Origin of the sequence: Hyphomicrobium sp. 1Nfss2.1 (assembly GCF_965243865.1) — a bacterium.
Taxonomy (GTDB): Bacteria; Pseudomonadota; Alphaproteobacteria; order Rhizobiales; family Hyphomicrobiaceae; genus Hyphomicrobium_A.
On sequence record NZ_OZ251603.1, the window covers coordinates 3,332,487 to 3,355,485 of the forward strand.

Annotated in this window: 30 protein-coding genes; 27 read left to right on the forward strand and 3 right to left on the reverse strand. The window is 60.9% G+C overall.

Translation table 11 applies throughout. The features are described 5' to 3' along the window. Nucleotides 1–66: 66 nt before the first annotated feature. The 24 genes from ACP15D_RS16230 (at nt 67) to ACP15D_RS16345 (ending at nt 17,434) form a co-directional block, all read left to right on the forward strand. Nucleotides 67–330: a hypothetical protein gene (locus tag ACP15D_RS16230; RefSeq protein WP_424958466.1), complete on the forward strand. Its 264-nt coding sequence runs from the start codon at nt 67–69 to the stop codon at nt 328–330. A gap of 364 nt (nt 331–694) precedes the next feature. After that, nucleotides 695–1,126 carry a hypothetical protein gene (locus tag ACP15D_RS16235; RefSeq protein ID WP_424958467.1) on the forward strand — a complete coding sequence of 144 codons (432 nt, stop codon included), beginning with the start codon at nt 695–697 and terminating at the stop codon, nt 1,124–1,126. Beyond that, a complete protein-coding gene (locus ACP15D_RS16240; protein WP_424958468.1) occupies nt 1,123–1,629 on the forward strand; it encodes a hypothetical protein in 507 nt (168 codons plus the stop codon). Before ACP15D_RS16235 ends, ACP15D_RS16240 begins: the two co-directional genes overlap by 4 nt. A gap of 295 nt (nt 1,630–1,924) precedes the next feature. Further along, nucleotides 1,925–2,323, forward strand: coding sequence for a hypothetical protein (locus tag ACP15D_RS16245; protein WP_424958469.1), 399 nt, complete (start codon nt 1,925–1,927; stop codon nt 2,321–2,323). Between the two features lie 3 nt (nt 2,324–2,326). Continuing rightward, complete coding sequence (locus tag ACP15D_RS16250; protein WP_424958470.1) at nt 2,327–2,773, forward strand: hypothetical protein; 447 nt, start codon at nt 2,327–2,329, stop codon at nt 2,771–2,773. Beyond that, entirely contained in the window at nt 2,770–3,018 is a 249-nt protein-coding gene (locus ACP15D_RS16255; protein ID WP_424958471.1) for a hypothetical protein, read from the forward strand. Before ACP15D_RS16250 ends, ACP15D_RS16255 begins: the two co-directional genes overlap by 4 nt. After that, nucleotides 3,015–3,908 (forward strand): hypothetical protein, encoded by an 894-nt coding sequence (locus ACP15D_RS16260; protein WP_424958472.1) that lies wholly within the window; start codon nt 3,015–3,017, stop codon nt 3,906–3,908. The genes ACP15D_RS16255 and ACP15D_RS16260 overlap by 4 nt, the downstream gene beginning before the upstream one ends. Beyond that, on the forward strand, nt 3,908–4,258 hold the full coding sequence (locus ACP15D_RS16265; protein WP_424958473.1) for a hypothetical protein: 351 nt from the start codon (nt 3,908–3,910) through the stop codon (nt 4,256–4,258). Before ACP15D_RS16260 ends, ACP15D_RS16265 begins: the two co-directional genes overlap by 1 nt. After that, entirely contained in the window at nt 4,255–5,157 is a 903-nt protein-coding gene (locus ACP15D_RS16270; protein ID WP_424958474.1) for a hypothetical protein, read from the forward strand. The genes ACP15D_RS16265 and ACP15D_RS16270 overlap by 4 nt, the downstream gene beginning before the upstream one ends. A 1-nt stretch (nt 5,158) precedes the next feature. After that, nucleotides 5,159–5,482 carry a hypothetical protein gene (locus ACP15D_RS16275; protein ID WP_424958475.1) on the forward strand — a complete coding sequence of 108 codons (324 nt, stop codon included), beginning with the start codon at nt 5,159–5,161 and terminating at the stop codon, nt 5,480–5,482. After that, nucleotides 5,482–5,946, forward strand: coding sequence for a terminase small subunit (locus ACP15D_RS16280; protein WP_424958476.1), 465 nt, complete (start codon nt 5,482–5,484; stop codon nt 5,944–5,946). The genes ACP15D_RS16275 and ACP15D_RS16280 overlap by 1 nt, the downstream gene beginning before the upstream one ends. A gap of 100 nt (nt 5,947–6,046) precedes the next feature. Continuing rightward, on the forward strand, nt 6,047–7,381 hold the full coding sequence (gene terL / locus ACP15D_RS16285) for a phage terminase large subunit (protein WP_424958477.1): 1,335 nt from the start codon (nt 6,047–6,049) through the stop codon (nt 7,379–7,381). A gap of 16 nt (nt 7,382–7,397) precedes the next feature. Beyond that, nucleotides 7,398–9,542 (forward strand): hypothetical protein, encoded by a 2,145-nt coding sequence (locus tag ACP15D_RS16290; RefSeq protein WP_424958478.1) that lies wholly within the window; start codon nt 7,398–7,400, stop codon nt 9,540–9,542. Continuing rightward, entirely contained in the window at nt 9,532–9,786 is a 255-nt protein-coding gene (locus ACP15D_RS16295; RefSeq protein WP_424958479.1) for a hypothetical protein, read from the forward strand. The genes ACP15D_RS16290 and ACP15D_RS16295 overlap by 11 nt, the downstream gene beginning before the upstream one ends. Before the next feature lie 116 nt (nt 9,787–9,902). Next, a complete protein-coding gene (locus tag ACP15D_RS16300) occupies nt 9,903–10,751 on the forward strand; it encodes a hypothetical protein (protein ID WP_424958480.1) in 849 nt (282 codons plus the stop codon). A 48-nt stretch (nt 10,752–10,799) separates the two neighbouring features. Beyond that, complete coding sequence (locus ACP15D_RS16305) at nt 10,800–11,927, forward strand: DUF4043 family protein (protein ID WP_424958481.1); 1,128 nt, start codon at nt 10,800–10,802, stop codon at nt 11,925–11,927. 16 nt (nt 11,928–11,943) lie between these two features. Then, nucleotides 11,944–12,405 (forward strand): hypothetical protein, encoded by a 462-nt coding sequence (locus tag ACP15D_RS16310; RefSeq protein ID WP_424958482.1) that lies wholly within the window; start codon nt 11,944–11,946, stop codon nt 12,403–12,405. Between the two features lie 52 nt (nt 12,406–12,457). Then, a complete protein-coding gene (locus ACP15D_RS16315) occupies nt 12,458–12,670 on the forward strand; it encodes a hypothetical protein (protein ID WP_424958483.1) in 213 nt (70 codons plus the stop codon). Next, a complete protein-coding gene (locus ACP15D_RS16320; RefSeq protein WP_424958484.1) occupies nt 12,670–13,038 on the forward strand; it encodes a hypothetical protein in 369 nt (122 codons plus the stop codon). The genes ACP15D_RS16315 and ACP15D_RS16320 overlap by 1 nt, the downstream gene beginning before the upstream one ends. Next, a complete protein-coding gene (locus ACP15D_RS16325) occupies nt 13,038–14,477 on the forward strand; it encodes a hypothetical protein (RefSeq protein WP_424958485.1) in 1,440 nt (479 codons plus the stop codon). The genes ACP15D_RS16320 and ACP15D_RS16325 overlap by 1 nt, the downstream gene beginning before the upstream one ends. Next, nucleotides 14,477–14,944 carry a hypothetical protein gene (locus tag ACP15D_RS16330; protein WP_424958486.1) on the forward strand — a complete coding sequence of 156 codons (468 nt, stop codon included), beginning with the start codon at nt 14,477–14,479 and terminating at the stop codon, nt 14,942–14,944. Before ACP15D_RS16325 ends, ACP15D_RS16330 begins: the two co-directional genes overlap by 1 nt. Further along, a complete protein-coding gene (locus ACP15D_RS16335) occupies nt 14,941–15,636 on the forward strand; it encodes a hypothetical protein (protein ID WP_424958487.1) in 696 nt (231 codons plus the stop codon). Before ACP15D_RS16330 ends, ACP15D_RS16335 begins: the two co-directional genes overlap by 4 nt. 12 nt (nt 15,637–15,648) lie before the next feature. Next, nucleotides 15,649–16,269: a hypothetical protein gene (locus ACP15D_RS16340; protein WP_424958488.1), complete on the forward strand. Its 621-nt coding sequence runs from the start codon at nt 15,649–15,651 to the stop codon at nt 16,267–16,269. Between the two features lie 10 nt (nt 16,270–16,279). Then, nucleotides 16,280–17,434 carry a hypothetical protein gene (locus ACP15D_RS16345; RefSeq protein WP_424958489.1) on the forward strand — a complete coding sequence of 385 codons (1,155 nt, stop codon included), beginning with the start codon at nt 16,280–16,282 and terminating at the stop codon, nt 17,432–17,434. A 53-nt stretch (nt 17,435–17,487) separates the two neighbouring features. Here ACP15D_RS16345 and ACP15D_RS16350 read toward each other — a convergent pair whose 3' ends face one another. Then, nucleotides 17,488–18,252, reverse strand: a complete 765-nt coding sequence (locus ACP15D_RS16350; protein ID WP_424958490.1) for a hypothetical protein — start codon at nt 18,250–18,252, stop codon at nt 17,488–17,490. A gap of 201 nt (nt 18,253–18,453) precedes the next feature. On the opposite strand from ACP15D_RS16350, the gene ACP15D_RS16355 reads away from it, so the two are divergent. Next, nucleotides 18,454–20,217 carry a hypothetical protein gene (locus ACP15D_RS16355; protein WP_424958491.1) on the forward strand — a complete coding sequence of 588 codons (1,764 nt, stop codon included), beginning with the start codon at nt 18,454–18,456 and terminating at the stop codon, nt 20,215–20,217. On the opposite strand, the gene ACP15D_RS16360 is transcribed toward ACP15D_RS16355, so the two are convergent. Next, complete coding sequence (locus ACP15D_RS16360; protein ID WP_424958492.1) at nt 20,214–20,339, reverse strand: hypothetical protein; 126 nt, start codon at nt 20,337–20,339, stop codon at nt 20,214–20,216. The genes ACP15D_RS16355 and ACP15D_RS16360 overlap by 4 nt on opposite strands. A gap of 37 nt (nt 20,340–20,376) precedes the next feature. Here ACP15D_RS16360 and ACP15D_RS16365 point away from each other — a divergent pair, with 37 nt between their 5' ends. After that, complete coding sequence (locus ACP15D_RS16365; RefSeq protein ID WP_424958493.1) at nt 20,377–21,369, forward strand: hypothetical protein; 993 nt, start codon at nt 20,377–20,379, stop codon at nt 21,367–21,369. Here ACP15D_RS16365 and ACP15D_RS16370 read toward each other — a convergent pair. Further along, complete coding sequence (locus ACP15D_RS16370) at nt 21,344–21,538, reverse strand: hypothetical protein (RefSeq protein WP_424958494.1); 195 nt, start codon at nt 21,536–21,538, stop codon at nt 21,344–21,346. The two genes, ACP15D_RS16365 and ACP15D_RS16370, sit on opposite strands and share 26 nt — an antisense overlap. Before the next feature lie 33 nt (nt 21,539–21,571). Here ACP15D_RS16370 and ACP15D_RS16375 point away from each other — a divergent pair, with 33 nt between their 5' ends. Further along, entirely contained in the window at nt 21,572–22,999 is a 1,428-nt protein-coding gene (locus ACP15D_RS16375; protein ID WP_424958495.1) for a DUF2793 domain-containing protein, read from the forward strand.

The window sequence follows — 22,999 nt, forward strand, 5'->3', positions numbered from 1 at the left end:
CAAAAGGTCATGGGATCAGGGAAGCAGAAGTCGTCGAAGCGCTGATCAGATACCGGGAGATGAAGCGTGAAGCATCAATGGACAGACTGGATCAACCACGTGCCTGGGCAGCGGATGCCGATCGGCACGCACATCCTCGTTGAGCTGAAGGATCGGCATGGCCACCTTTACATCCAAGAGGGGACGATATCGGCCATCGAGTTCGCAATGCCAAACTGGGAAATGGTCGATGAGTTCGGCACACACGCGCTGATCACTCGCTACAAGCTGCGCTCTGTCGCTGACGATACGGAGACGGAGCAGGAAGCACGCAACCTCGTGGAGGCCTGATGCGCATCCATCTAACGACAAAGCAATGGAAATCAGGCCCAAAGCGTAAGTCCGTCTCTCAGAGAATAGCTGAGAGACGCAGCCGCAAGGTCAAAGTCGTAAAAAAGGTGAAGCAGTGATCGACATCACCGGGAAGAAATTTGGCAGGTGGCTAGTCATCGAAAGGTCGGGGAGCATCCGCGGACAAGCTGCGTGGGTATGTGAGTGCGAATGCGGTCGCCGAAAGAACGTAGCGTCCTGGGAACTCAGGAGGGGAGCATCTAGGTCTTGCGGCTGTCTGCGTAACGATATGCTGAGTGCGCGAAGACTGAAACACGGAAAGACCAGAGGCGAAAGCATCGCTGAGTATCGCGCTTGGGCAGCCATGCGCAACCGCTGCTCAAACCCAAAAGAGCAATATCGCCATTGGCGCGACCGCGGCATCACCGTGTGCGAGAGGTGGGAGAAATTCGAAAATTTCTATGAAGACATGGGGCCGCGTCCCAGCGACAAGCACTCGCTAGATCGTATCGACGTTGATGGGGACTACGAGCTTGGCAATTGCCGATGGGCCACGCAGTCAGAACAGCAGAGAAATCGCACTGACGCCTTCAAACTGGTCATTCGCGGTAAGTTGATGTCGATAGCCGATGCGGCCGCCGCTCATGGCGTGAAGGCAAACACCGCAAAGCGAAGGATACGATTTTACGGATGGGACCCGGAGCTGGCAGTTACGGCTCCGGCCCACTCACAGCCTCCGAAGCCGTACAAGCGAAAGAAACGAGTGCGCGTCGAAGCCAAGGAAGACAAACGATGAGCCTCGCAGAGCACCTCCCACCCCGCCCCCGCATCAAGCGCAAGGCCGAGCCCTTCACCTGCCAGGAGTCCGGCGGCGCCTTCGCCTCCATAGTCTCTGACCTCTACCGCAAGGGGCGGATCACGCCGCGCCAAGTCAGAGCTGCCGAGATGTTCCTGCGTGACCTCACAGCCTATCACGGATCCACCGGCACCGGCGGCTACGGCGAGCGCGTCGACAGCTCGAGGAAACCCGGAGGGCATCTCGCGGGCTGGACCCAGGCCCACGTCAACGCCCAAGCCATCCTCGACAAGCTGTGGCACCACGAGCGGCGCACGCTCGAATATCTGATCACCGCTCGGGAGAAGCAGCGCCCCTCACTCGCCGACTTTGGCCGTGCCATGTTCGGGTACGAAGACAAGTCGATGGCTATCGCATCGGCAATTGCGAAGATCGGGTGTTTGCTGGATTCAATCGGCGAGCACTACCTTGGAAATGAGTCCTGCGAGCAACATGCGAATTAAATTCACAGGATACGGACGAAAACAGCTGTCAACGTCCGGACGAAGCGGATAAAACTACGCGCGAGGCGCTAATTGCGTCACCCCGCTACCAGGGGTCCAAAGGTCACTCAGCCAACAGCTCGGGTGGCCTTTTCCATTTCCCCCATTCCCACACGGCGCCCGCGGTTACCAGCCAGCGCTCTCGGCACAGCCACACACCGCCTCTCCACCAGAGAAGCGCGCAATTTCTGCATCGCACGTGATGGGAAGTATTCACCACCACCAGAAGCAGCACACAGAACCTAGGAGAACGCAGATGCTCACCGTCAAGCACATCGAAGTTACGGGACACGAGACCATCTACGACGCCACCCGCGTCGCTTACCAGCCGCGCATGCGGGCAGATGGGGAAGCATACAGTTTCGGCAACACGGCTGAATCTTCAGACGACATTGCTGCCTGCGTGTTCATCGACAATCCAAAGGGCGACACCATCCCGTTGGGAAGCTTCGGCACGTTCTACGTCATGAACGAGGCGGGCAAGACGGTGGCAACGTATCGCCTGGGTGATCCCGCGGCGAAGTGCTGCCCAGGCGACGTCATCGGCATTTCCATCTCATCCGCTGGCGGCACCGCTACTTGCGGCCCAATCGGTTCTGGCGGTGTTGCACCGCTGTGGCCTGTGCTGCCGGCAAGCTGGCGAAGTAGGGGCTAGGACATGCCAAGTTCGACATTCGTATTTTTTTACGACTTCTCCGAGCAACTCGGAAAATCGGTTCATGACTTCTCTTCGCACACGTTCAAGGTGGCGCTGACCAATACGGCCCCCACGGCATCGACCGGGGCGGCTCTGTCTGACATCACGCAGATATCCACCGGCGGTGGCTACACGTCTGGGGCCGGCGGTGGCTATGCCCTCGATGGTGTAACGTGGACGCAATCGTCCAATGTCACCAAGCTCACCGTCACAGATGAGGTGATCACGGCATCCGGCGCCAGCGTTGGGCCGTTCCGCTATGCGGTAATCTACAACGACAGCGCGTCTTCTCCGGCTGATGCCTTGATTGGGTATCTCGACTACGGCTCGGCTCTCACTCTGGCTGACACTGAAAGCCTGACACTGGACTTCGATGCATCCGCTGGCCTGATGACGGTGACGGTATGACCTTCAAATTCGACACGGCTTCGGCCCAGGCGCGCTTTCACGAACTCAAAGGCCAGCGCGATTCCATCCGTGAGCAGTCGGCGCCCATTCGGGCAGAGCGCGACCGGATCGAAGCGGAAGCCAAGGCAAAAGTGGCCGAACTCGACGCACAGATCAGAGCCATCGAAGAACCTCTCCCACCAGTGAAGGAAGAGATGGCGTTTCTGTGCCGGGCGCTCGGCGGGAAGACGGGGACGGCGGCGTGAGCCTCGCTGTCATCGGTGTAGACGGCCCAACGTCATCTACTGACGGGCAGGCTGCCGTCTTTGACGGCACAACCGGAAAGAAGATCAAGAGCGCTGGCTATACGCCGCGTGAGGTGCTGACGGCAGATCGCACGTACTATGTGCGTACGGATGGGAGCGATAGCAACACCGGGCTAGTAAACTCGTCAGGTGGGGCATTTCTAACGATTCAAAAGGCGATAGATGCAGCGGTGTCTTGTGACCTGTCCATCTACGCCATCACCATCCAGGCCGGCGCTGGCACATTTACTGGAGCCAACGTCCTGAAGGGATACGTTGGCGTCGGTCCAATCACTATTGTTGGTGACGAAAGCACGCCGTCCAATGTCGCCATATCGGTAACGTCTAACTCGTGCTTCACTGCCTCTTCTGTTTCTGGGACGTGGCGAATTCGCGGTGTAACCATCAGCACGACTTCGGCCGGTCACGGGATAAACGCATCTGGCACGCCGACATATATCGAAGTGCAGAATTGTGCCTTTGGAACGTGCGCCACTGGGTACGCGCACGTTACCTCGTTTAGTGGGTCTAGCGTCAGATTCACGGGCAGTTATTCGATAACTGGCGGCATTACCTCTGGTCGGCATCTGTACGCCGAGGCAACTGGTTCCATCAGCTACAGTGGCACGATCACTGTCACGCTTACTGGAACACCAGCGTTCGGCATCTTTGCTCTGTGCGATCGCGCTGGCCTCATCATCACCAACAGCATCCCGACATTCTCTGGGTCAGCCACAGGGCAACGATATTCCGTGTCGCTAAATTCCATCATCTATACCGGCGGCAGCGGCGCCAACTTTTTCCCTGGTAACAGCGCTGGCGCAACGGCAACCGGAGGCCAGTACGCCTAATGGCCCTCTCCGAAGCCTACGTCAACTCAGGCACGTCGATCTCGACCACGGAATATTCGCTCACCAACGATTCAACGACCGTTGCGACGCAGACCGACGACGGCCTCTATCAGGCCTTCATCGACTTCAGCAACATGGCCTCGGGTGACACCTACGTCATCCGCATTTACGAAAAGTGCTATGGTGCAGCAACGCAGCGCGTGTGCCAGTCGTGGACGCTCACCGGAGCTCAATCCGATCCGATCTGGGTATCTCCGCACCTGCAGTTGATGCACGGATGGGACATCACGGTACAGCGCACAGCGGGCACCGATCGCTCGATAGCCTGGTCGATTAGGAAGGTCGCGTGAGCTTCGCCTTTCCGTTCTGGCACTATACGGGTGCCGGACAGGCTCAAGAGCAAGCGTTCGTTGCGAGCTATACGCTCAACGTCACCGTTGGTGGCGTCACGATCACCGGCCAAAGCGTATCCATCACGGCCGCCCGCCAGCTTCACGCATCCGCGGCGAACGTCTCTGTTGCTGGTCAATCGGTAGCTCTTAGGGCGGCACACCAGCTTGCGGTAACCGGTGCAAACGTCCAGATCGACGGATACAGCGTCGTCACCGTCAAGGCGTCGATGCTGCACGCTCAGGTTGGCAACGTCGCTATAGCCGGGCAGTCTGTCGGCTTGCGCGCGGCGCGGCGCCTCGCGGCCGTGGCGGCCAATGTCGCGATTGCAGGCCAGAGTGTAAGCCTCAACCTCAACCGCCGCCTTGCTGTCACGGCAGCCAACGTAGCTGTTGCAGGCCAGTCCGTAGCCCTTCGCGCTGCCTACCAGCTTCACGTATCGACTGGCACCGTCACGGTTCAGGGCAACAGCGTAAGCCTCTGGTACACGCGCTATCTCGTCACCAGCACGGCCAACGTCTCTATCCAGGGCCAGACGGTACACTTAAAGGCAGATCGCCAGCTTCACGCTTCTGCGGCAAACGTATCCGTCCAGGGCCAATCGGTGTTTCTGCGACCGGCCTATGTGCTCCACGTGCTTCCTGGCAACGTGCTGATAGCTGGTGGTCAGAACATCCAGTTCTCCTACAGACGGCGGCGCGTCACTGGGGCAATTGGCGGTGCGCCTGATCTGGCTGTTATCGGTGGGCGGCAAGCATCCATGCCGGTGATCGGCGGGAGCCCGTCCGTTTCAGCTATTGCAGGCGCTCAAGCCTTATTGGCTCTATCCCGCGGCGGCTCAAAGATCAGAGGCTTCTAGGATGCTCAAGAACGGCCGCACCTACCCCGGCAACCCGATGCAGCTCACGGTAACCCTCGTCGATGAGAACGGGACAGCCGTCGACCCAGACACGGTCACCTTCAAAACCTACGACCCATGGGATCGGAAGGTTACCTACACCTACGGCACCGACAGCGAAGTCACCCGTTCTTCTGCCGGCGTCTACGTCGCTGAGATCACCCCCGACAAGGCAGGGCGCTGGAAATTCCGCTGGCAAACAACCGGCCCGGTATTCGCCACTGAGGACAGCTTCATTGTCCTCACCTCCCCATTCTACGAGGATTGCTACGAGGACTATGTGTGATGCTTGACCCCGTCAGAGAGGCATTCGTCCAGGAGTTTCACGCCACTGGCAACGCTTCAGAAGCGCTCCGCAAAGCCAAGCCTCATGCTGCGAAATGGAAGCCTCAGGTTGTCCATGTCAAAGCATCCGAAATGCTCAAAGAGGATGAGGTTCAGGTAAGGTTGCAGGAGCTTCAGGAAGAAGCGGCTGAAAAGCATGGGATTTCCATCGACACCCTTACCGATATGGCCCGCAAGGCCTTCGATTTAGCGATGAAAGAGTCAGTGCAGGCCCCCGCCGCAGCCGTGTCGGCTGTTATGGCGCTCGGCAAATTGCACGGGCTGATCGTCGACAAGAAAGAGGTGAAAAGGGTGCGTGATGTTGCAGACATCAGCGACGACGAACTTGCTGCTCTCGCCAGATCAGGCAGCCCGGGAGTTGCTAAGACGGAGAGCGGCAAGAAAAAGTCTAATCGCGTTCACTAGGTACACCCACAACGACTACCGTCCGGCACCCCATCACGAACTCATCGCCGAAAAGCTCGAGGCCGTAGCAGCTGGCAAAATACAGCGCCTCAAGATCAGGATGCCACCGCGACACGGCAAGTCGGAGCTGGCATCTAAGCGTTTTCCAGCTTGGTTTCTGGGTGGCAGTCCTTACCGCAACATCATTGCGGCCAGCTACAACTCTGACTTGGCCACGGACTTTGGCCGCGAGGTGCGCAACATCGTCGGCTCGGCTCGATACCGGGCGCTGTTCGATGTGAGCCTGTCGCAGGATTCCACGGCGGCCAACCGCTGGCACACCGATCAGGGCGGCATGTACGTGGCTGCAGGTATCGGCACGGCCGTCACGGGGCGTGGCGCGCACGTCCTGCTGATAGACGACCCATTCAAGGACCGCGAAGAGGCCGACAGCGAGAACCACCGCGAGAAGGTCTGGCGCTGGTACACTTCGACGGCCTACACGCGGCTAGAAGCCGACCTGAAAGATGGTGACGTTGCCGAGGACGATGATCTTTGGAACGAGTTGCGCGCCGACATTGATGCGGGGCGAGCAGAGCCCTTCGAGGGCGCCATCGTCCTCATCAATACTCGTTGGCACGAGGACGACCTAGACGGCAGACTGGAGCAGGAAGAGAAGCGCGGCGGCGAGAAGTGGGACGTGCTCGACCTTCCCGCGATTCTTGCAGACGGGCGCGCGCTATGGCCTGCCAAGTATCCCCTGGAGCGCCTCGAAGCGATCCGAACCGTTATTGGCACACGCGACTGGAGCGCGCTCTACCAACAGCGTCCAGCGCCTGACGAGGGCCTGTATTTCAAGCGTGAGTGGTTCCGCTACTACGACGAACTGCCAAAGCATCTGCGGTTCTATGGCGCTTCCGACTATGCGGTGACGGCCGATGGCGGCGACCACACGGTTCACGGCGTCGTCGGCGTCGATCCTGACGATAACCTCTACGTGGCCGACCTTTGGAGCGAGCAGACCGAAAGCAACGTCTGGATCGAGGTGTTCATCGATCTTCTGGCCAAGTGGAAGCCGCTCACCTGGGCGGAAGAGCAAGGCCAGATCCTCAAGTCGCTTGGGCCGTTCATAGACAAGCGCATGCGCGAGCGCAAGGTCTACGGGCGCCGCGAGCAATTCACCTCGGCCGTCGATAAGCCGACCCGCTCGCGTGCATTCCAGGCCCGCTGTGCGATGGGCAAGGTCTACCTGCCACGCAACGCACCATGGCTCTCCGATTTGCTTGGCGTGCTCATGTCGTTCCCGGCCGGCAAACGGGATGACGAGGTCGATATGTTGGGCCTGATCGGCCGCATGCTCGATGAAATGGCGTCTGGCCAAGTGCCAAAGGCACCACCGCCGAAGAAGCCGAACGACTACAAAGCAGCCAGAGAGGACGGGGACAGTTGGCGATGACGAAGGGAGGGAAGCCATGCTAGCTGACGCCGCCCAATCGGTCGATAAGACCGGCCTGCAGGCAACTGCAGTTGCGCCTCAGGGTCAGGCGACGCCGGCCGACGTGCGCCGTTACTGGCGCTATCTGCGCGGCTTCGAGACGGCCAAGAAGCCCGAACTCGACGAAGGCGCCACACACTCGAAGTATTACCACGACAAGCAGTGGACCGACGCTGAAAAGGCCAAGCTCAAGAAGCGCAAGCAGCCCGAGGTCGTCGACAACCTCGTCAAGCGCAAGGTCGACTTCCTGGTGGGTGTCGAGCAGCGCATGCGCCGCGACCCGCACGCCTATCCTCGCACCCCAAAGCATGAGCAGGACGCCGACGTCGCAACGGCCGGCATTCGGTACGTGTGCGACCAGAACCGCTGGGATAACCTGTCATCCGAGGGCATGCACGACGGCTTGACGCAGGGCAAGGGCGCCATCTGGATCGGAATCAAGCCTGGACCCAACGGCAACGATGTGGCGCTTGAGATCTGCGACCCCGGCCGGTTCTTCTATGACCCGCGCTCCATCAAGCCGGACTTCTCCGATGCACGCTATATGGGCGTGCAGATCTGGCAGGATGTAGATGAGGTCACGGAAGCCCATCCCGACAAGGCCGACGCCATCGAGAAAATGACAGATGGCTCTGCCAGCCCTTCCAGCCGCATTTCGATCCCGGCGGATTATGATCAGGAGCTGCAGTGGACCGACCTTGACGCACGCCGGGTCCGCATCGTGGAACTCTACGAAAAGCGCATCCAGCCGCCGATGATGAAGTCGGTCTGGTATTACTGCAAGTTCTCAGGCGACGTCGTGCTGCAGTCGATGATCTCGCCCTATCAGAACGAGTACGGCGAACCGACGTGCCCATATGAGGCGTGGAGCCCGTACATCGACGAGATGGGCATCCGCTACGGCCTCATCCGCACGATGCAGACCATGCAGGACGAGGTGAACCATCGCCGCTCCCGCGCGCTCTATGAGTTGAACCACCGGCAGACGTTCTCCAACCGCCCCGGCGCAATCGAGGATATCGAGGCGTTCAAGAAAGAGCGCGACAATCCCGAGGGGCATCTCGAGTTCAATGCCGGCGAGTACGGCAAGGACGTGGGCTTCATCGACCGGACCAACCAGCTCAAAGGCCAGTTGGAGATGTTGCAGCAGTCGATCCAGCGCATGGAGAACTATGGACCAAACCCAGGTCTTATCGGGCAGGGTGGCGGTGTAGCCGATCAGTCGGGCCGCGCTATTCTCGCACAGCGGGACTCGGGCATGACCGAGCTTTCCCCCGTATTCGAGCGCCAGCGCAATTGGAAGCTCAGGGTCTATCGGGCGATCTGGGCGCGCATTCGGCAGGCATGGACTGCGGAGCGCTGGATCTCGATCACCGATGAGGAATCGGACGTCCAGCATCTGCCCATCAACCAGTATCAGATGGTAATGGACCCACAGACCGGGCAACCGCGCATTTCATCGCAGAACGTGGTGGCTCAGATCGACGTCGATATCATTCTCGACGAGGGCCCTGATACGGTCGTGATGCAGGAAGAGCTGATGCAGACGCTTTCTCAGCTCGGCAACACGCCGCCGCAGCTTTGGAAGGTATTCATCGAGCTTTCCCAGGTGAACCGCAAGGATCAGCTGATCAAGATGATCGACGAGGCCATGGCGCCACCACCAGAGCAGGCACAGCTTGCCGCCAAGATGGCAAAGCTGGAAGAACTGTTGCAGTCGGCTGCGGTGGACGAGAAGATCGCAGGCGTGGAATCCAAGCGCGCCGACACCATCGCCAAGCTGTTGACCGCGTTCACACCGCAAGCCCCTCAGACGCACGAGGACAAGCTGACGGGACAGGTGACGCAGCTACCCGCAGCGCCGCCGCCGGATATCAACGCCGCCCTCGCAGCCATGCAGGCATTTCCGCTGACGTATCCGAACCCGACAATCGGACAGCAGGATCAGCAGGAAGCGATGCAGCCGCAGATGCCACAAAGTCCCATGGATGGCGGGCAGCTGCAGGAAGCACAGGAAGGCGGGCCACCCATGCAAGGGCAAGGCAACGCATTGATGGGACCACCCGGCATGATGCCGGAACAAGGACAGCCGATGCCAGGAGGAATGCCCGTTGGAGCGTGATGAGATCGTCCGTGACTGTGCCCAGCACATCGAAGATCTATTCGCCCAGCATCACTCAGGCGGCCGGGGTGCGCGGCTGCGTGCAATCGAATTGGTAATCCGTGCCGCTATCCATGCATCGGAAGCGCACCCCGATGCACCTGAGTCGCGCGCACCCATCGCCAAGGCAGTCGGCAAGGACGGCACCTTCGACAAGCCGTTCTCCGATTATCTGAAGGTCGACCCAGACAAGGGCGCCGACTGATACCGTTTTTGTAAGCCGTGCGTCTCGCGCGGGCAGCGCGTCATCTGCCCATCGCCTCGTCTGAGCGCTTCAGACGTTCCTCGTGACCAGCAAACGACATTGCGGAGAGATGACCCATGACGACTGACCAGTCGGCATCGCTTGATGCTGCCCTGACCGACGTATTCTCACCAGGACGCGACAGAGGTGGCAATTCCGCGCCGCCTGAGACCCAGCCACCGGCCGAGCCTGCTGCACCACCACCCGCAGCCGAAGCAACGCCGCCGCCCGTCTCTCCCGAGGCCGTCGATCCAAACACTGGTCGCATGGTTCCGCTCGCCGAGCTTACCAACGAGCGCAAGAAGCTCAAAGGTGAGCGCGATGAAGAGCGGCGTCTGCGCATGGAAGCTGAGGCTCGCGCCAAGGTCTACCAGGAGCAGATCGACGCGGCCCGTCGTCAGCCGCCGCCGCAGGCACCCCAGCGTCAGCCAGTCCACATCCCCGATCCCGTAACAGATCCGGAAGCCTACGCGCGCTTCGTTCACCAGACGGCACAGCAGCAAGTTTTCGACGAGCGGCTGAACGCATCTGAGGACCGGGCACGCGACAAGTACGGCGACGATACCGTCAATGAAGCCTTTCAAGCGGCTCAGGCGGCCGGCCTTGTCGGCCCGCAGAGCCCACTTCTCCAGCAGCGTCACCCTTGGGGCGCGATGGTGGAGTGGTTCAAGCAGCAGAAGGCTTTGCAGACAATCGGCTCCGATCCGGATGCCTACGCCAACAGGATCAGGGAAGAAGAGCGCGCCAAGGTTCTCGCAGAACTGAAGGCGGGCAATGGACCCACGGCAGGGGCGCCGCAACAGTTCCCGGGAACGCTCGCTTCGGCAACGCAGCAGGGCGCGACCGGTCAGATCACCAAAAACCTTGAGGCTGCAACTTCAGACGTATTTGCCCCCGACCGAAAGGCGAGGGGGATGCGCCGGTAACGCGTGCCCGCAGCCTCGTGATCCATCCCTGACACGAGGAAAAAAGCAATGGCCTCCACTGCCGTACTAGCCGGTCTCGACCTTACCAAATGGTCGCCGAAGTTCCTGACCGAATACATCAGGAAGTCGGGTTTCGAGCCCTATATGGGCACTTCCGAAGACGACATCATCCACGTCAAGATGGACTTGCAGACGTCGGGTTTTACGATCCGCATCCCGCTGGTCGGCCGACTGCAGGGCCAGGGCGTGTCTGGAAACGCACCGCTCTCGGGTAACGAAGAGCAGCTGGACCAGTACTACCAGGACATCGCCTGGGACTTCTATCGTCACGCCATGACGGTCTCCAAGTACGACCAGGAGAAGTCGGCGGTCGATCTCGTCGGGCAGTTCCGCCCATCGCTGCGCAACTGGGCAGCGGAAAAGCATAAGTACCAGATCATCGATTGCCTGCACACGACGTCGGGCGGGCTCCTGTTCTCCGCTTCCGATGCCACGGCACGCAACCTTTGGATGAACAACAACGCCGATCGCGTTCTGTTCGGCGCAACGGTGGCGAATGCTGTCTCCGGTGTCCACGCAACGGCTCTCGCCCTTGTCGACAACACCGACGACAAGTTGACCACGACGCTGGCTTCGCAGGCGCGTTTGATGGCGCGCACGGCGAACCCGCACATCCGTCCTTACAAGACCGAGGACGGGCGCGAGTTCTACGTGATGTTCTGCCATCCGCTCGCGTTCCGCGATCTGAAGCGCGACACGGCGATGACCGCCGCCAACCGCGACGCGCGCCCGCGCGACGTGAGCAACAACCCGCTCTTCCAGGACGGTGACCTGATCTACGACGGAATCATCTTCCGTGAGATCCCCGAGTTCTACCAGCCTCGCGTCGGAGCGACATCGACAGCTCCGAACCCGGAAACGACATTCAACAACACGACACCGATCCAGTGCGGCGCCAACTTCCTGTGCGGTGCGCAGGCGCTTGGCAAGGTGATGAAGCAGGCACCGATGCCGACTGTGAAGTCGGAGGACGACTACGGCTTCATCAAGGGCGTCGGCATCGAGATGGCGCACAATTACTCGAAGCTGCGCTGGAACAACGCCGGCACGCCCAACAATGCCGGGACCGTGAAGGACGTCGGCATCGTCACTGTCTACACGGCCGCTGTGGCCTAATCGGGAGGACTGAACAATGGCAGTTTATCAAACCGACCTCTCGCGCAGCTTCGGCAAGGTCGTCGGCCCGGGCATCGCTCGTGCCAAGCACTCACTCGTGGCTATCGTCGCCATGACCACGGCCATGATCGACAACGCCAACGACGAGGTGGGGCTGTTCACTGCCCCGAAGGGCTTTGTCGTGACCGGCGCTACCGTCTCGGCAACCGACATGGACTCCTCGACCGGCCTTGCCATCGACATCGGCATCGTCGGGACGGAAGCCCTGTTTGTCGCGGCGGCAACGGTCGGCCAGGCGGGGACGCTGAGCGCGGCCCTCGCTCCGGCAGGCCATCTGTACAAGTTCGCCGCCGATACGCAGGTGCGTGCCTTCATCCAGACGGCTGCTTCCGGCACGCCGGCAGCAGGCACGCTCAAGGTTGAACTCGAAGGCTTCTTCGACACCGGCTTCGACACCACGGCGCTCGTCGCCTCCTAAGACCATTCGGGCCGGGATCACTCCCGGCCCGTTTCTCTCATGAGGGCATGACATGAAATTCCGCTACAAGGGCGACACGCCCTTAGAAAACCTCCTTGGCAACGACTGGAGCAAAGGCTCGATCCACGACTATACCGACGCCTATTCCATTCAGAAGCTGACCAACAATCCAACGCTGTTCGAAGCCGTCGAAGCAGCCGCCAAGCCTGAGAAGCCCAGCAAGGGCAAGGCTCCGAAGCCTGCCGAGCCCGAGGCTGCCGAATAATGGCGACCCGCACCCAGGCAGATCTTGCCAGCGCAGTTATGGAGGACCTTGCCCTGATCAATACAGGAGACGGGGAAGATCCTTCGGCTGCCGACCGCGCCATGATCACCCGGCGCTATCAGAACATGCTCGCCGAGATGCGCGATGAGAACATCGTCTATTGGTCCGACGATGCCATCCCCTATGAGGCATTCGAGGCCGTGGTCGGTCTCATGTCGCTGATCGTCGGGCCGTCGTTCGGCAAGCCCAAACTGGCGGAAGGTGAAGACTTCAACAACGCGCTGGATGGCGCAAAGCGCCGGCTGAGAAAGCGTGTGGTCAAGCCTGCCTCGGGTCTACCCGTTGGCGCAGACGATAGCTACTTCTAATGGCCCTCGTCCCGATCTCACTCGGCGTCCGCTCCAATCCTTCCCGTCACGCCAAGCAGGCAGGCAATGCCCGGCTGATCAACTGCTTTGCCGAGGAAATCGGCGAGGAAGGCAAGACGCAGTGGGTCATTACCGCATGCGCTGGTTTGGAGACGTTCGGCGTCAGCATGGGCACCGGTGCGGTACGCGGCGCGCTGGAGGTGGGGAACTTCCTCTACGTCGTCGCCGGGCAATACCTGCTCAAGGTCGACAAGGCGGGCAACTTCGAGACCATCGGCCCGATTCCCACCACTGGCCCTGTCTACATGCGCCGCAACCGCGCCGACCCGGTGCAGATCGGTATCGTCTCGGACAGCTATTACGCCGTGTGTGAAGACGATGTGCTGACGGAAATATCCGATCCTGACCTTCCAGCCCCTGCGGCACTCGCCTACCTCGACGGCTACGGCATTCTGCCGGGTGTGAACACCAACGGCCACTACATGATTACCGCCATTGACGACTTTACGGCGATCGATGGCTTGGACGAAGGCACCGCAGAAGCAGACCCTGATCCTATCGTGGTGAGCCACGAGCTCGGGCGCGAGGTCTATCACTTCGGCACCAAGACGACGGAAGCGCACCAGAACACGGGAGATGAAGATTTCCCGTTTACGCGCTCGCAGGTGATTGACGTTGGATGCGCTGCCAAGGGCAGTGTGTGGCCGGTCGATACGCCGAACGGCAAGGCGCTGATGTTCATTGCCCACGATCACACGGTCCGCCTGCTGATGGGGTATTCTACAGCGATCGTGTCGACGGGAGAAATCGACGACCTGATACGCCAGATGGCCGAAAGCCGCCGCCTGGACGAGATCGAGGCAACGTCATGGTCCTGGGGCGGCCGCTCGTTCTACGAGTTGTCGTCGGATACGTGGACTCGGGTCTACGACAGCAAGACCGGCTACTGGCACGAGCGCGCGAGCTATCTTCAGGACCGGTGGAATATCGGCAAGGTGATCTCGTTCGCCGGCATGCTGATCGCCGGGGATGCCACTACCGGCCAGCTCTACCGCATGCGGGACGATCTCTACGACGAGGCCGGGCAACCCATCGTGATGGAGATCATCACGCCGCCGGTGCACATGTTCCCATATGGCGGGATCATCAACGCGCTATATCCCGATATCGTGTCTGGTGTCGGCCTCAACACCACCGCGCCGCAGAACCTGGACCCTGTTGCGACCATAGACTGGTCGAAGGATGGCGGGGAATCCTGGTCATCGCCGCGTGAGGTAAAGCTGCATCGCCTCGGCCAGACCGGGCGCCGGGTTCAGCCGCTGACCAGAATGGGGCGGTTCGGGTCTAAGGGGGTGATCTTCCGCATCAGGGTTTCGGCGGCGGTGAAGCGTATCGTTCTGTCGATGCAGGCCGATATAGAGCAGTTGGCGGTGGGCTGATGTCGGATTCCGAGTTTATCCAGTCGGTCGCCATCGTCGACCCGAAAACGGGCATGCCGACAACCACGTTCCTGCAAAAGATCAACAGCGTCATGCGCACGCTGACGGGAACGAAATCAGGGCTCACCAGCTCCAAGGCCGGGCTCGAGCAGACAGCATCCGGCCATTGGCTGTTAGAGGCGCCGGAAGACAAGACATACGCCGTCATTCAGAAGGCTTCGCAGGCCTTCACCATCACCGAAGTGACGACGCGCTGCACCGCGGGAACGGCTACGGTGACGATCACCATCAACGGCACCAACCTCGGCGGCACGGCCAACAGCGCTTCTACGACGGAGCAGAGCCAGGCCCATTCATCTGCCAATGCAGTGGCAGCGGGTGACACGGTGGCGATTGTGGTTTCGAGCACGTCGAGTGCCGAGATGCTGACGGTGGATATCGCCGGAACGGTGACGCTCGACCCATGATCTTGGGAACGGGGATCATCGGCGGGGCAAAGCCGGTGCTGGTCTACAACGATCTTCTGTCCGACCTCGGGCAGAACCTCACCTCCGTCACCGTCAACAGTGTCCCGTTCGGTGACGAGCATTCGAGCCGCCGGGTGTTCGCTATGATCGGCGTTGGCATGGCGGAAGGATCATCCATCAGCGGCGTTACCATCGGCGGGGTTACAGCAACGCAGCATGTGCAAGCGCAGGCCACTGGCTCACCGGCACAGACACTCGGCATCTTCTCCGCTCTTGTTCCTACCGGGACCACAGGCACCATCTTCTGGACCAGAGCCGGAAGTGGCGACATGGACGGCGCTGGCGTGTTCTGTCTGTCGAGCTACTACCAGCGTAACGCGGCAGCTCACGATACAGCTTCAGATGTGACGGGTGGCAGTGGCTCTGCGGTTGTCGACGTCAACGTCAAGGGCGGCGGGTTCGTACTCGGGTTGGCCAAGCTGTCGTCATCACGCGTCACCACGTGGTCATTGTCCGGCAGCGACGCGGCACTGAGCTTTCTTCCCGAGCAAGACGTCAGCACCGATCACCAGATGGCCGGCCTTTCCGGCAGCCAATTGAGCGCGGCGAGCCCGATGGCTGTGCGTCTCAGCTTCTCCAACAGTTTCGGCGGGCCCTTCAAGGCCGACTGCGTTGCGGCGAGCTTTAGATAGGACGATAGAACAATGGGTTTGATCGGCTCATTCCTCGGTAACGACCAGAGGAAGGACATCCAGAGCGCCAACAAGCAGGCGAACAAGTACCTCGATACGGGGTACAACTCCGCCTATGGCGACTATTCTACGGCGGTCGACAACTACTCGCCGTATACCCAGTCTGGACAGCAGGCGAACGAGTTCTATGCGAACCTGCTTTCGCTCAACGGCAGCGACGCGGCCAACAGCGCATGGTCGACGCTATCGAGCAACCCGCTGTTCTCAGGACAGCTGGCATCCGACAGTAACGCCGTCTCGCGCACGCTCAACGCGCAAGGATCATCCGGGGGCGGAAAGGCGCAGCTCGCAGCGCAACGTGTGCTGCAAGGCAACGCGCTCAACTTCGCCAACCTCTATTCCGGCTTGAGCCAGCAGGGGTTGTCGGCAACGAACGCACAGTCGAATGCATTGCAGTCTCGTGGCGACATGACGACGAACTACTACGGCACCAAGGCGGGCAACGCGGTCAACTACGGAAACGCTCTCGCGCAGAGCCGAAGCACAGGCGTGAACAACCTGCTCAATCTTGGTGGTCTCGCTGTGTCGGCCTACACGGGCGGCATGGGCAGCGGACTGAAGAAGACGGCCTGAGGACAAGCACATGGCTTTCAACCCCCTGCCAGCTTACAACGTCGGCAATGCCCTCGACTTCTCCGGTCTCAATCAGGCGGTGAACAACTGGGGCGAGCGCCGCCAGCAGAACGCCCTCATGGGCTACAAGCAAGAGCAGGACGCCGTCCAGAACCAGCGCCAGAACGCATTGATGGGAATCCAGCAGAACCAGGAGAACCGGGCACAGACCATGTTTGACGACAAGCGCGGGCAGGAAGCGTTGAACGAGCTTGCCGGCGTCTATCAGATGATCGATCAGGCGCCAGAGACGGAACGCGCCGCACTCTACGGCCGGGTGCAGCCGATGTACTCCCGCCTACGTCAGCGCATCCCTGATTTCGATGCCGACTTGCAGGCCATGGGCGTGGATCCAAACGACCACGTCGCCGTGGGTAAGCTGGTCATGGGCCGCGCGCGCGGTTATGTCGACCCGATGAAGAACACCGCACCATCCAACGTGCGCGAGTACGAGTATTTCAACAAGCTCCCCCCCGACGAAAAGCAGCAGTACCTCACGATGAAGCGGGCGGAGAAGTATCTCGACACCGGTACGGAGTTCACCCGCCCCAACCCGATCGCACCAGGAGAAAACATCTCCACCGTGCCGAAGAACGTGGCGGGCGAGGAACGCGCCAAGGTCGAGGGCAAGGCTGCTGGCGAGACGGCGGTAGCGCTGCCGAAGCTGGAAATGGGCTTCCAGAACTTCAACAACAAGTCGGACCGGTTGCTGTCGGTGATCGACCGCGCCATTACCCGCATTGGCCCCAACACTACCGGTTGGGGCGGTCTGATGTCGTCGATCCCGGGCACCGAGGCGCGGGCACTGTCGACCGACCTCGACACCATCAAGGCCAACGTCGGCTTTGAGGAACTGCAGGCGATGCGCGATGCCTCGCCGACGGGCGGTGCATTGGGTCAGGTGTCGGAGCAGGAAAACAGGCTCTTGCAGTCGATCCGCGGCTCGCTGGATCAGCTCAACGCAGGGCAGAACCTCGCCGAGAACCTGAGCGTCGTGCGCGAGAGCGTGGCGCAATTGAAGGCTCTGAAGGCACAGCAGTGGCAGGCTGACCAAGCGCGGGCGGCAGGCGGAGGCGCGGCGGCACCGGCCGTCAACCCGCTGAAGCAGAAGTACGGCCTCGAATAGAAAACCCCCCGGAAACAAGTTCCGAGGGGTTCCAAGTATTCGGTAGTATAGTTTCAGACTAGAGCCCGCATCCGGTAGCGGTGGGCGGTGGCTTTCGGCAGCTGGAACTCGTTCCGAACCGCCGTGAAACTCGGTGGAACTCCATGCTTTGCCTGATAGGCGCGCACCCAGGAGACCACCTTGCCCTCTCGTGTGTGCTCGGGCTCCCGCATTGGTTCCGGGTCTGGAACCGCCACCGTCTCGTGTCCGAACCATAGGAACACGAAGCCGAGCAGTGTGAGTGCCAGCGTACCCGCGAGGGAAGGGGCAAGGTCGACGATCAGGGGATCAATCCCCGTGACAGTGGCGATGTGGTTCGAGGCCTTGGGGGCGGGCGTTTCCGCCAGCGTCTTGCGGGCCTGATCCAGCTTCGCCTCGGCCTCTTTGCACTTGCGGCCGCGACCAGAGCTGCACTCGGTTTTTGCGGCGCTTTCGGCGTATTCTACGGCGGCTTTCGCCTGCCCATAGGGCGCGTTCTGCGTCGCAACGCTCTGTGCCAGGTCAGCGCGGGCAGAGAGCAGTCGTTCCATGGTGGTGATGAAGCCGAAGCTCTCGCCACCGATGACGCCGAGAAGTGCGAGAAACGCGATGCCGTAGGAACCGCGGCTGGCCGCGCACTTCATGACGAAAGCTGCAACGGCGGCTGCCGCTGCCAGAGTGCCAACCACGAGTTTCATGTCGGGATCGGCCGTGTGGTGGACGTTGATGTAGCCGGCCACCGAGAACACTGCGAGACCGGCGATCGTTGCAAGGCCACGCGCAAAACGGGTATTCTGCATTGGGTAGTCCTTTCTGGAACAGAGGAAGGATTGCCAAGGCCTCATTCAGTGTTAGCGCACTGTTTGAGGCCGCTTTATTTGGCGATGTCTTGGGGAACAAAGTTAAAGTAAAGTATTAGCTGAGTAGAGGCAAGCACAGACGTAGTAATGATTCGGCGTTGTCTAATCACATTTTCGTGAACACGCAGCAAAGGCAGGCCGATGGACCTCGATCGCATCAAGCGCAACGTCGGAAAGATGGTGGAGCAGAACGCTCCCGAGACCGACATCGACCAGTACATCGCCTCCGAAGGCGCGACGCTGGATCAGGTGCGCGGCCATCGCACGGCAATGATCGACCCGCGCGCGGCGCAGCCGCAGCAGGCCGCGCAGCCGGATTTGTCGGTCGGTGAGACGGCGGCTGACGTCGGCAAGTCGCTCGGCATCGGTGTAGCTCAAGGTGGGATCGGCCTCGCCACACTGCCGGGAAACGTCGAGCAGCTGGGGCGCCTGGGGATCAACGCGGCTTCCCGCGGGCTTGGCGGTAACGACATCGTCTCCAACGATGCCTTCCTGCCCACCTACCAGGACGCCAAGGGTGCGATCGAGGGTTACACCGGAGAGTTCTACAAGCCGAAGACGACACTTGGCGAATACGCGCGCACCATCGGCGAGTTTGCGCCGATGGCTGCTACAGGCGGCGGCGGTCTTGCCGCGCGAGCAGCCAACGTGCTGGCGCCAGCCCTGGTGAGCGAGACTGCGGGGCAGGTGACCAAGGGCACGGCGATGGAGCCGTGGGCACGTGCTGCAGGCGGCCTTGCTGGTGGAATCGTCCCGCGCGCGGTGTCGCCTAATCCAGTAGACGCGACGCGTAACGCTCTGGTGCAGCAGCTAGACAACGAAGGCGTAACGGCGCTGACGGCCGGCCAACGCACAGGCTCCAAGCCGCTTCGCTGGATGGAGTCGGTAACGCAGGACACGCCTTTGAGCGGAGGTCGTGCGGCCGAGCGCATGGCGACGCAGAAAGAGCAGTTTACTCGCGCTGCTCTGCGCCGGGCTGGAGAGAATGCGCCACGGGCTACCCCTGATGTAATTGACGGAGCATTCACCCGCCTCGGCAATGAGTTCGGAGCGCTTGCTCAGCGGAACGTAATGCGCGCTGACCGACGTCTGCGGGATGACCTCGTCAATACCGTGGACGAATATCGTAGTCTTGTGCCAGAATCTCTGCGAGCGCCGGTAATAGAGAACGCGATCGACGATATTCGCACGGCCGTTCGCGACAACGGCGGGCGTCAGCTTCCGGGCGACGTATACCAGGCCTTTCGCTCGCGTTTCGAGCGGATGCGCCGGCAGTCGATCAATGATCCACAGATGTCGCGCACACTCGCAGATTTGCGAGATGCGCTCGACGACGCCATGGAGCGGTCAATCAGCCGGCCCGATGCCCAGGCGTGGCGGACAGCGCGCACTCAATACCGTCATCTGCTGACCATCGAGAAGGCGATGGGCGGTGCTGGCGAACTAACCGCGCAAGGTCTGTTGTCTCCGTCTCAGCTTCGCACCGCAGCGAAGAACCAGAACAAGCGAGCGTATTCGCGTGGCACGGACGAATTGGCAAACCTGGGCAGGGCTGGCGAAGCGATCATGAAGGAGCTACCGCAGTCCGGCACCGGTCCGCGTACGGCTGCGCAAAGCGTTATGAGCGGCATCGGCGCAGCGGCCGGCGGTGCAGTCGGTAATGTCCCTGGTGCTGTAGCGGGCGCCTTCGCGCCAATCGCTCTGCAAGGCGCTTTTGCGCGCGCTCTGATGTCTCGTCCGATCCAGAACTACCTCTCAAACCAGCTGGCCGCCGGATACATGGCCGGCCGCCCGCCGGTGGCGGTGAACGCCCTCGTGGCCCCGCAGATCAGCCAGGAGTACGGCCTGCAAGGGCAGACACCGTATCGCCCGCTGTTCGATGAGAACGGGAATCCGCTGCGCTAATCACCGTAGAAAGAGCGCAGCGCATACCAAACCAGTAACAAGATCAGCGCCTGGGGCACGTAGAACCAAGCGTAGCCGATGATCTTGTCGCGAAGTCTTATCTCGTCATCATTGTTGTCCATGCGTCTCCCCTCAACCCCGCAATTGCGATGGTAGCGCATGCCCTCTCCCTTCGAAACAGCCCTGAGCAAGCTCGCATCTCTACTCGGTGACGATACCCCGGAAGCGACAGCCTATGGCGTCAAGAACGCCCTCGCTGGCTACCCAGGCGTCGGGAAGGTCGAGAACGCGCTCAACCCCGATCCTCAGGTGACCAACCGCGCCTCTATGCTCCCCATCGGTAACTATGACGATGGCTCGGTCGGACCAGCATGGCCTCAGTCTGCCGTGGACGCTGGCAATGCCTTGATGCGTTTTCAGCGTGGAGAAGCACCACAGCCTCAAGACGCCGTGCTCGCAGGACTGGCTATGGCAGGGAGTGGGTTTGGAGGACTAGGAGCAAGGGCGGTAGAGAGCGGAGCGGCAAGGTTCGCTGCTAACCCCAAGGAAGCAGCTCCTGCTGGTCTTCTCGCCACCTCCAACCTGGACCGCATGAAAGCGGCAGAGAGCGCTCCGGCCCGTTCCATCCCCGATGCTCCGCAGTCTATTCCAGAGCTTCAAGGAATGATCGACAGCAACCTAGACAGGTTCGCCGTGTCACGATCGGTAGGAGATCAGGCGTTCTCGCAGGACCCAGCCCGATACAACGCCTATGCCTATGGCCTGCATGACGTGATGAACCCGGATTCCGAGTGGGCTATGAGTTCACCGACGCTGCAATCGGGTGGATCAGCGGCGCCCGCGGCGGTCAGCTCGAGCGAGCACCATTCACGTGCACAGCCGCGGGGAGAAGGGGGGAGGTTCGTCGCTAAGGATAGCTTCGACGGCCGTCTTGCTGCGCTAGATAAGATGCTGGTCGATCTCGATGGGGATGGCTTGCCGGATGTTGCTGTGCAACAGCAGGCTGGGAACGCGTTGCGGCGGATGAACCCAGAAGTATGGCCCTCTGACATCCACGTTCAGCAGACCATCGACGACATTCACCGCGAGGTGCCGTTGCCGCCGGCCTGGGATGAAATACCGAGCCCTATTCCGATCCCCTGGCGGGGCTGACTTTGACATGCCGTTCGCACGTGTAGCGCGTCGGCATACCCTTCACTGACACGCCATCCAACTGCCGGCGCATCTGCTCGCAAGACGCGACAGAGGCAAACTCCTTGCGCCCGATGTGCTCTCGGCCATCGAGCAGGGTGACGATCGTATACAGCGTGGCAGCGTCCATTCCTTCCCCCTACAACACAATCAAGGCTGAGCAATGACGGACGTCATCCAGATTCTAAAACCCGGCTGGCGTGCCTTCGACGCCAGCGGCGATGTTCTATCCGGCGCCGTCATCTATTGCTACGACGCCAACACGACGACCCCTAGAACAATCTATTCCGACAAGGGCCTGTCGACCGCCCTTGGAACGACGGTGACGTGCGATTCCGGCGGGTACCCCACATCCGATGGCAGCGCCAAGGTGGAACTGTACACCGGGAACACCGCCTACAAGCTGACCCTGAAGGACTCCGGCGGCTCCACTATCTGGTCGCACGACAACATCGTTGGCGCCCTCGATACCTCCGGCTTCCTCACCTCGGGTGAGCTGACACCGCAAACCCCTGTCACCAATATCTCCGTCGACACTTCGCCAACCTCTGAAGACGCCGCCGCCTACTACAACGTCAACTGTTCGGGCGGGACGGTGGCCATCAACCTGCCGGCAGCGAGCACCCTAGACAACGGCTGGTACATCAAGGTCCGCCATGACGGCACGGCCAATGCCGTGGTGATCGTCGCCAACGGCTCGGATGTGCAGAAGATCGGCAACCATGCCGGCGTTACCTCGTTCTCTCTCACCGATCGCGGCGCGGTAGCTACCATTACCTGTGATGGAACCGGGTTCAAGGTGGAGCAGTCCTCCCCGTCCCTGTTCAACACGATTGGCATTATCCGCATTGCCGATCGTCTGTCTGCGCCTCCGGTAAGCCCGGCCACTGGGGCACGCTACATCCTCACCACGACCCCTTCCGGCGATTGGTCGACATATGCCGAACACGACATCGTGGAGAAGGCTTCCACGGGCTGGTTCAAGATCACCCCGCCAACCGACTGCGGGTGGATGGCCTACGTTCAGGACGAGGACCAGAACTATCAGTTCATCGGTTCCGCATGGCAGGCAGCATACGCCACCAACACTGAGGCTGCGGCAGGCAGCGCCGCCAACAAGGCTCTTGTGCCGGCGAACTTTGCCTATCTGCCGGGGTGCCTGCTAGGCGTCCTGGAAGACCGCAAGACAGCAGGAACCGACCCGCAGAGCATCGGCAGTTCGTGGGCAGACCGCAACCTCAACTCCGAGCGCTACGACCGGCTGAGCATTCTATCGATCTCGTCCAACCAGTTCACGATTTCCGAGGCCGGAACCTACGAAATCTTCTGGGAGTCCCCGTTCTTCGGCGGAGCCGCAAAATCCCGTCTCTACAACGTCTCCGATGCTTCGGAAGTGGAGATCGGCTCGCAGGGCCGGTGGACGGGCGGCACGGGCTCGACCTGGTACCAGTCGACGGGCATTGCCCGGGTGACGATATCAGGATCGAAAACCTTCTCCATCCAGGCCAGAGGCTCTGGTGCTGGCGGCGCTTATTCGGACGTCGACAGCAAGCAGGAAATCTACACCCGCGTCATCATCCGCAGAGGCTAG

What these genes read in the sequence shown, in the direction of transcription:
- ACP15D_RS16330 (WP_424958486.1), top strand. Translation starts at nt 14,477, where the DNA reads ATGTCGGATTCCGAGTTTATCCAGTCGGTCGCCATCGTCGACCCGAAA.
- ACP15D_RS16310 (WP_424958482.1), top strand. Translation starts at nt 11,944, where the DNA reads ATGGCAGTTTATCAAACCGACCTCTCGCGCAGCTTCGGCAAGGTCGTC.
- ACP15D_RS16345 (WP_424958489.1), top strand. Translation starts at nt 16,280, where the DNA reads ATGGCTTTCAACCCCCTGCCAGCTTACAACGTCGGCAATGCCCTCGAC.
- ACP15D_RS16265 (WP_424958473.1), top strand. Translation starts at nt 3,908, where the DNA reads ATGGCCCTCTCCGAAGCCTACGTCAACTCAGGCACGTCGATCTCGACC.
- ACP15D_RS16235 (WP_424958467.1), top strand. Translation starts at nt 695, where the DNA reads ATGCGCAACCGCTGCTCAAACCCAAAAGAGCAATATCGCCATTGGCGC.
- ACP15D_RS16320 (WP_424958484.1), top strand. Translation starts at nt 12,670, where the DNA reads ATGGCGACCCGCACCCAGGCAGATCTTGCCAGCGCAGTTATGGAGGAC.
- ACP15D_RS16245 (WP_424958469.1), top strand. Translation starts at nt 1,925, where the DNA reads ATGCTCACCGTCAAGCACATCGAAGTTACGGGACACGAGACCATCTAC.
- ACP15D_RS16355 (WP_424958491.1), top strand. Translation starts at nt 18,454, where the DNA reads ATGGACCTCGATCGCATCAAGCGCAACGTCGGAAAGATGGTGGAGCAG.
- ACP15D_RS16305 (WP_424958481.1), top strand. Translation starts at nt 10,800, where the DNA reads ATGGCCTCCACTGCCGTACTAGCCGGTCTCGACCTTACCAAATGGTCG.
- ACP15D_RS16275 (WP_424958475.1), top strand. Translation starts at nt 5,159, where the DNA reads ATGCTCAAGAACGGCCGCACCTACCCCGGCAACCCGATGCAGCTCACG.
- ACP15D_RS16290 (WP_424958478.1), top strand. Translation starts at nt 7,398, where the DNA reads ATGCTAGCTGACGCCGCCCAATCGGTCGATAAGACCGGCCTGCAGGCA.
- ACP15D_RS16280 (WP_424958476.1), top strand. Translation starts at nt 5,482, where the DNA reads ATGCTTGACCCCGTCAGAGAGGCATTCGTCCAGGAGTTTCACGCCACT.
- ACP15D_RS16325 (WP_424958485.1), top strand. Translation starts at nt 13,038, where the DNA reads ATGGCCCTCGTCCCGATCTCACTCGGCGTCCGCTCCAATCCTTCCCGT.
- ACP15D_RS16370 (WP_424958494.1), bottom strand. Translation starts at nt 21,538, where the DNA reads ATGGACGCTGCCACGCTGTATACGATCGTCACCCTGCTCGATGGCCGA.
- ACP15D_RS16300 (WP_424958480.1), top strand. Translation starts at nt 9,903, where the DNA reads ATGACGACTGACCAGTCGGCATCGCTTGATGCTGCCCTGACCGACGTA.
- ACP15D_RS16335 (WP_424958487.1), top strand. Translation starts at nt 14,941, where the DNA reads ATGATCTTGGGAACGGGGATCATCGGCGGGGCAAAGCCGGTGCTGGTC.
- ACP15D_RS16315 (WP_424958483.1), top strand. Translation starts at nt 12,458, where the DNA reads ATGAAATTCCGCTACAAGGGCGACACGCCCTTAGAAAACCTCCTTGGC.
- ACP15D_RS16360 (WP_424958492.1), bottom strand. Translation starts at nt 20,339, where the DNA reads ATGGACAACAATGATGACGAGATAAGACTTCGCGACAAGATCATCGGC.
- ACP15D_RS16375 (WP_424958495.1), top strand. Translation starts at nt 21,572, where the DNA reads ATGACGGACGTCATCCAGATTCTAAAACCCGGCTGGCGTGCCTTCGAC.
- ACP15D_RS16255 (WP_424958471.1), top strand. Translation starts at nt 2,770, where the DNA reads ATGACCTTCAAATTCGACACGGCTTCGGCCCAGGCGCGCTTTCACGAA.
- ACP15D_RS16340 (WP_424958488.1), top strand. Translation starts at nt 15,649, where the DNA reads ATGGGTTTGATCGGCTCATTCCTCGGTAACGACCAGAGGAAGGACATC.
- ACP15D_RS16350 (WP_424958490.1), bottom strand. Translation starts at nt 18,252, where the DNA reads ATGCAGAATACCCGTTTTGCGCGTGGCCTTGCAACGATCGCCGGTCTC.
- ACP15D_RS16365 (WP_424958493.1), top strand. Translation starts at nt 20,377, where the DNA reads ATGCCCTCTCCCTTCGAAACAGCCCTGAGCAAGCTCGCATCTCTACTC.
- terL (WP_424958477.1), top strand. Translation starts at nt 6,047, where the DNA reads ATGCCACCGCGACACGGCAAGTCGGAGCTGGCATCTAAGCGTTTTCCA.
- ACP15D_RS16240 (WP_424958468.1), top strand. Translation starts at nt 1,123, where the DNA reads ATGAGCCTCGCAGAGCACCTCCCACCCCGCCCCCGCATCAAGCGCAAG.
- ACP15D_RS16250 (WP_424958470.1), top strand. Translation starts at nt 2,327, where the DNA reads ATGCCAAGTTCGACATTCGTATTTTTTTACGACTTCTCCGAGCAACTC.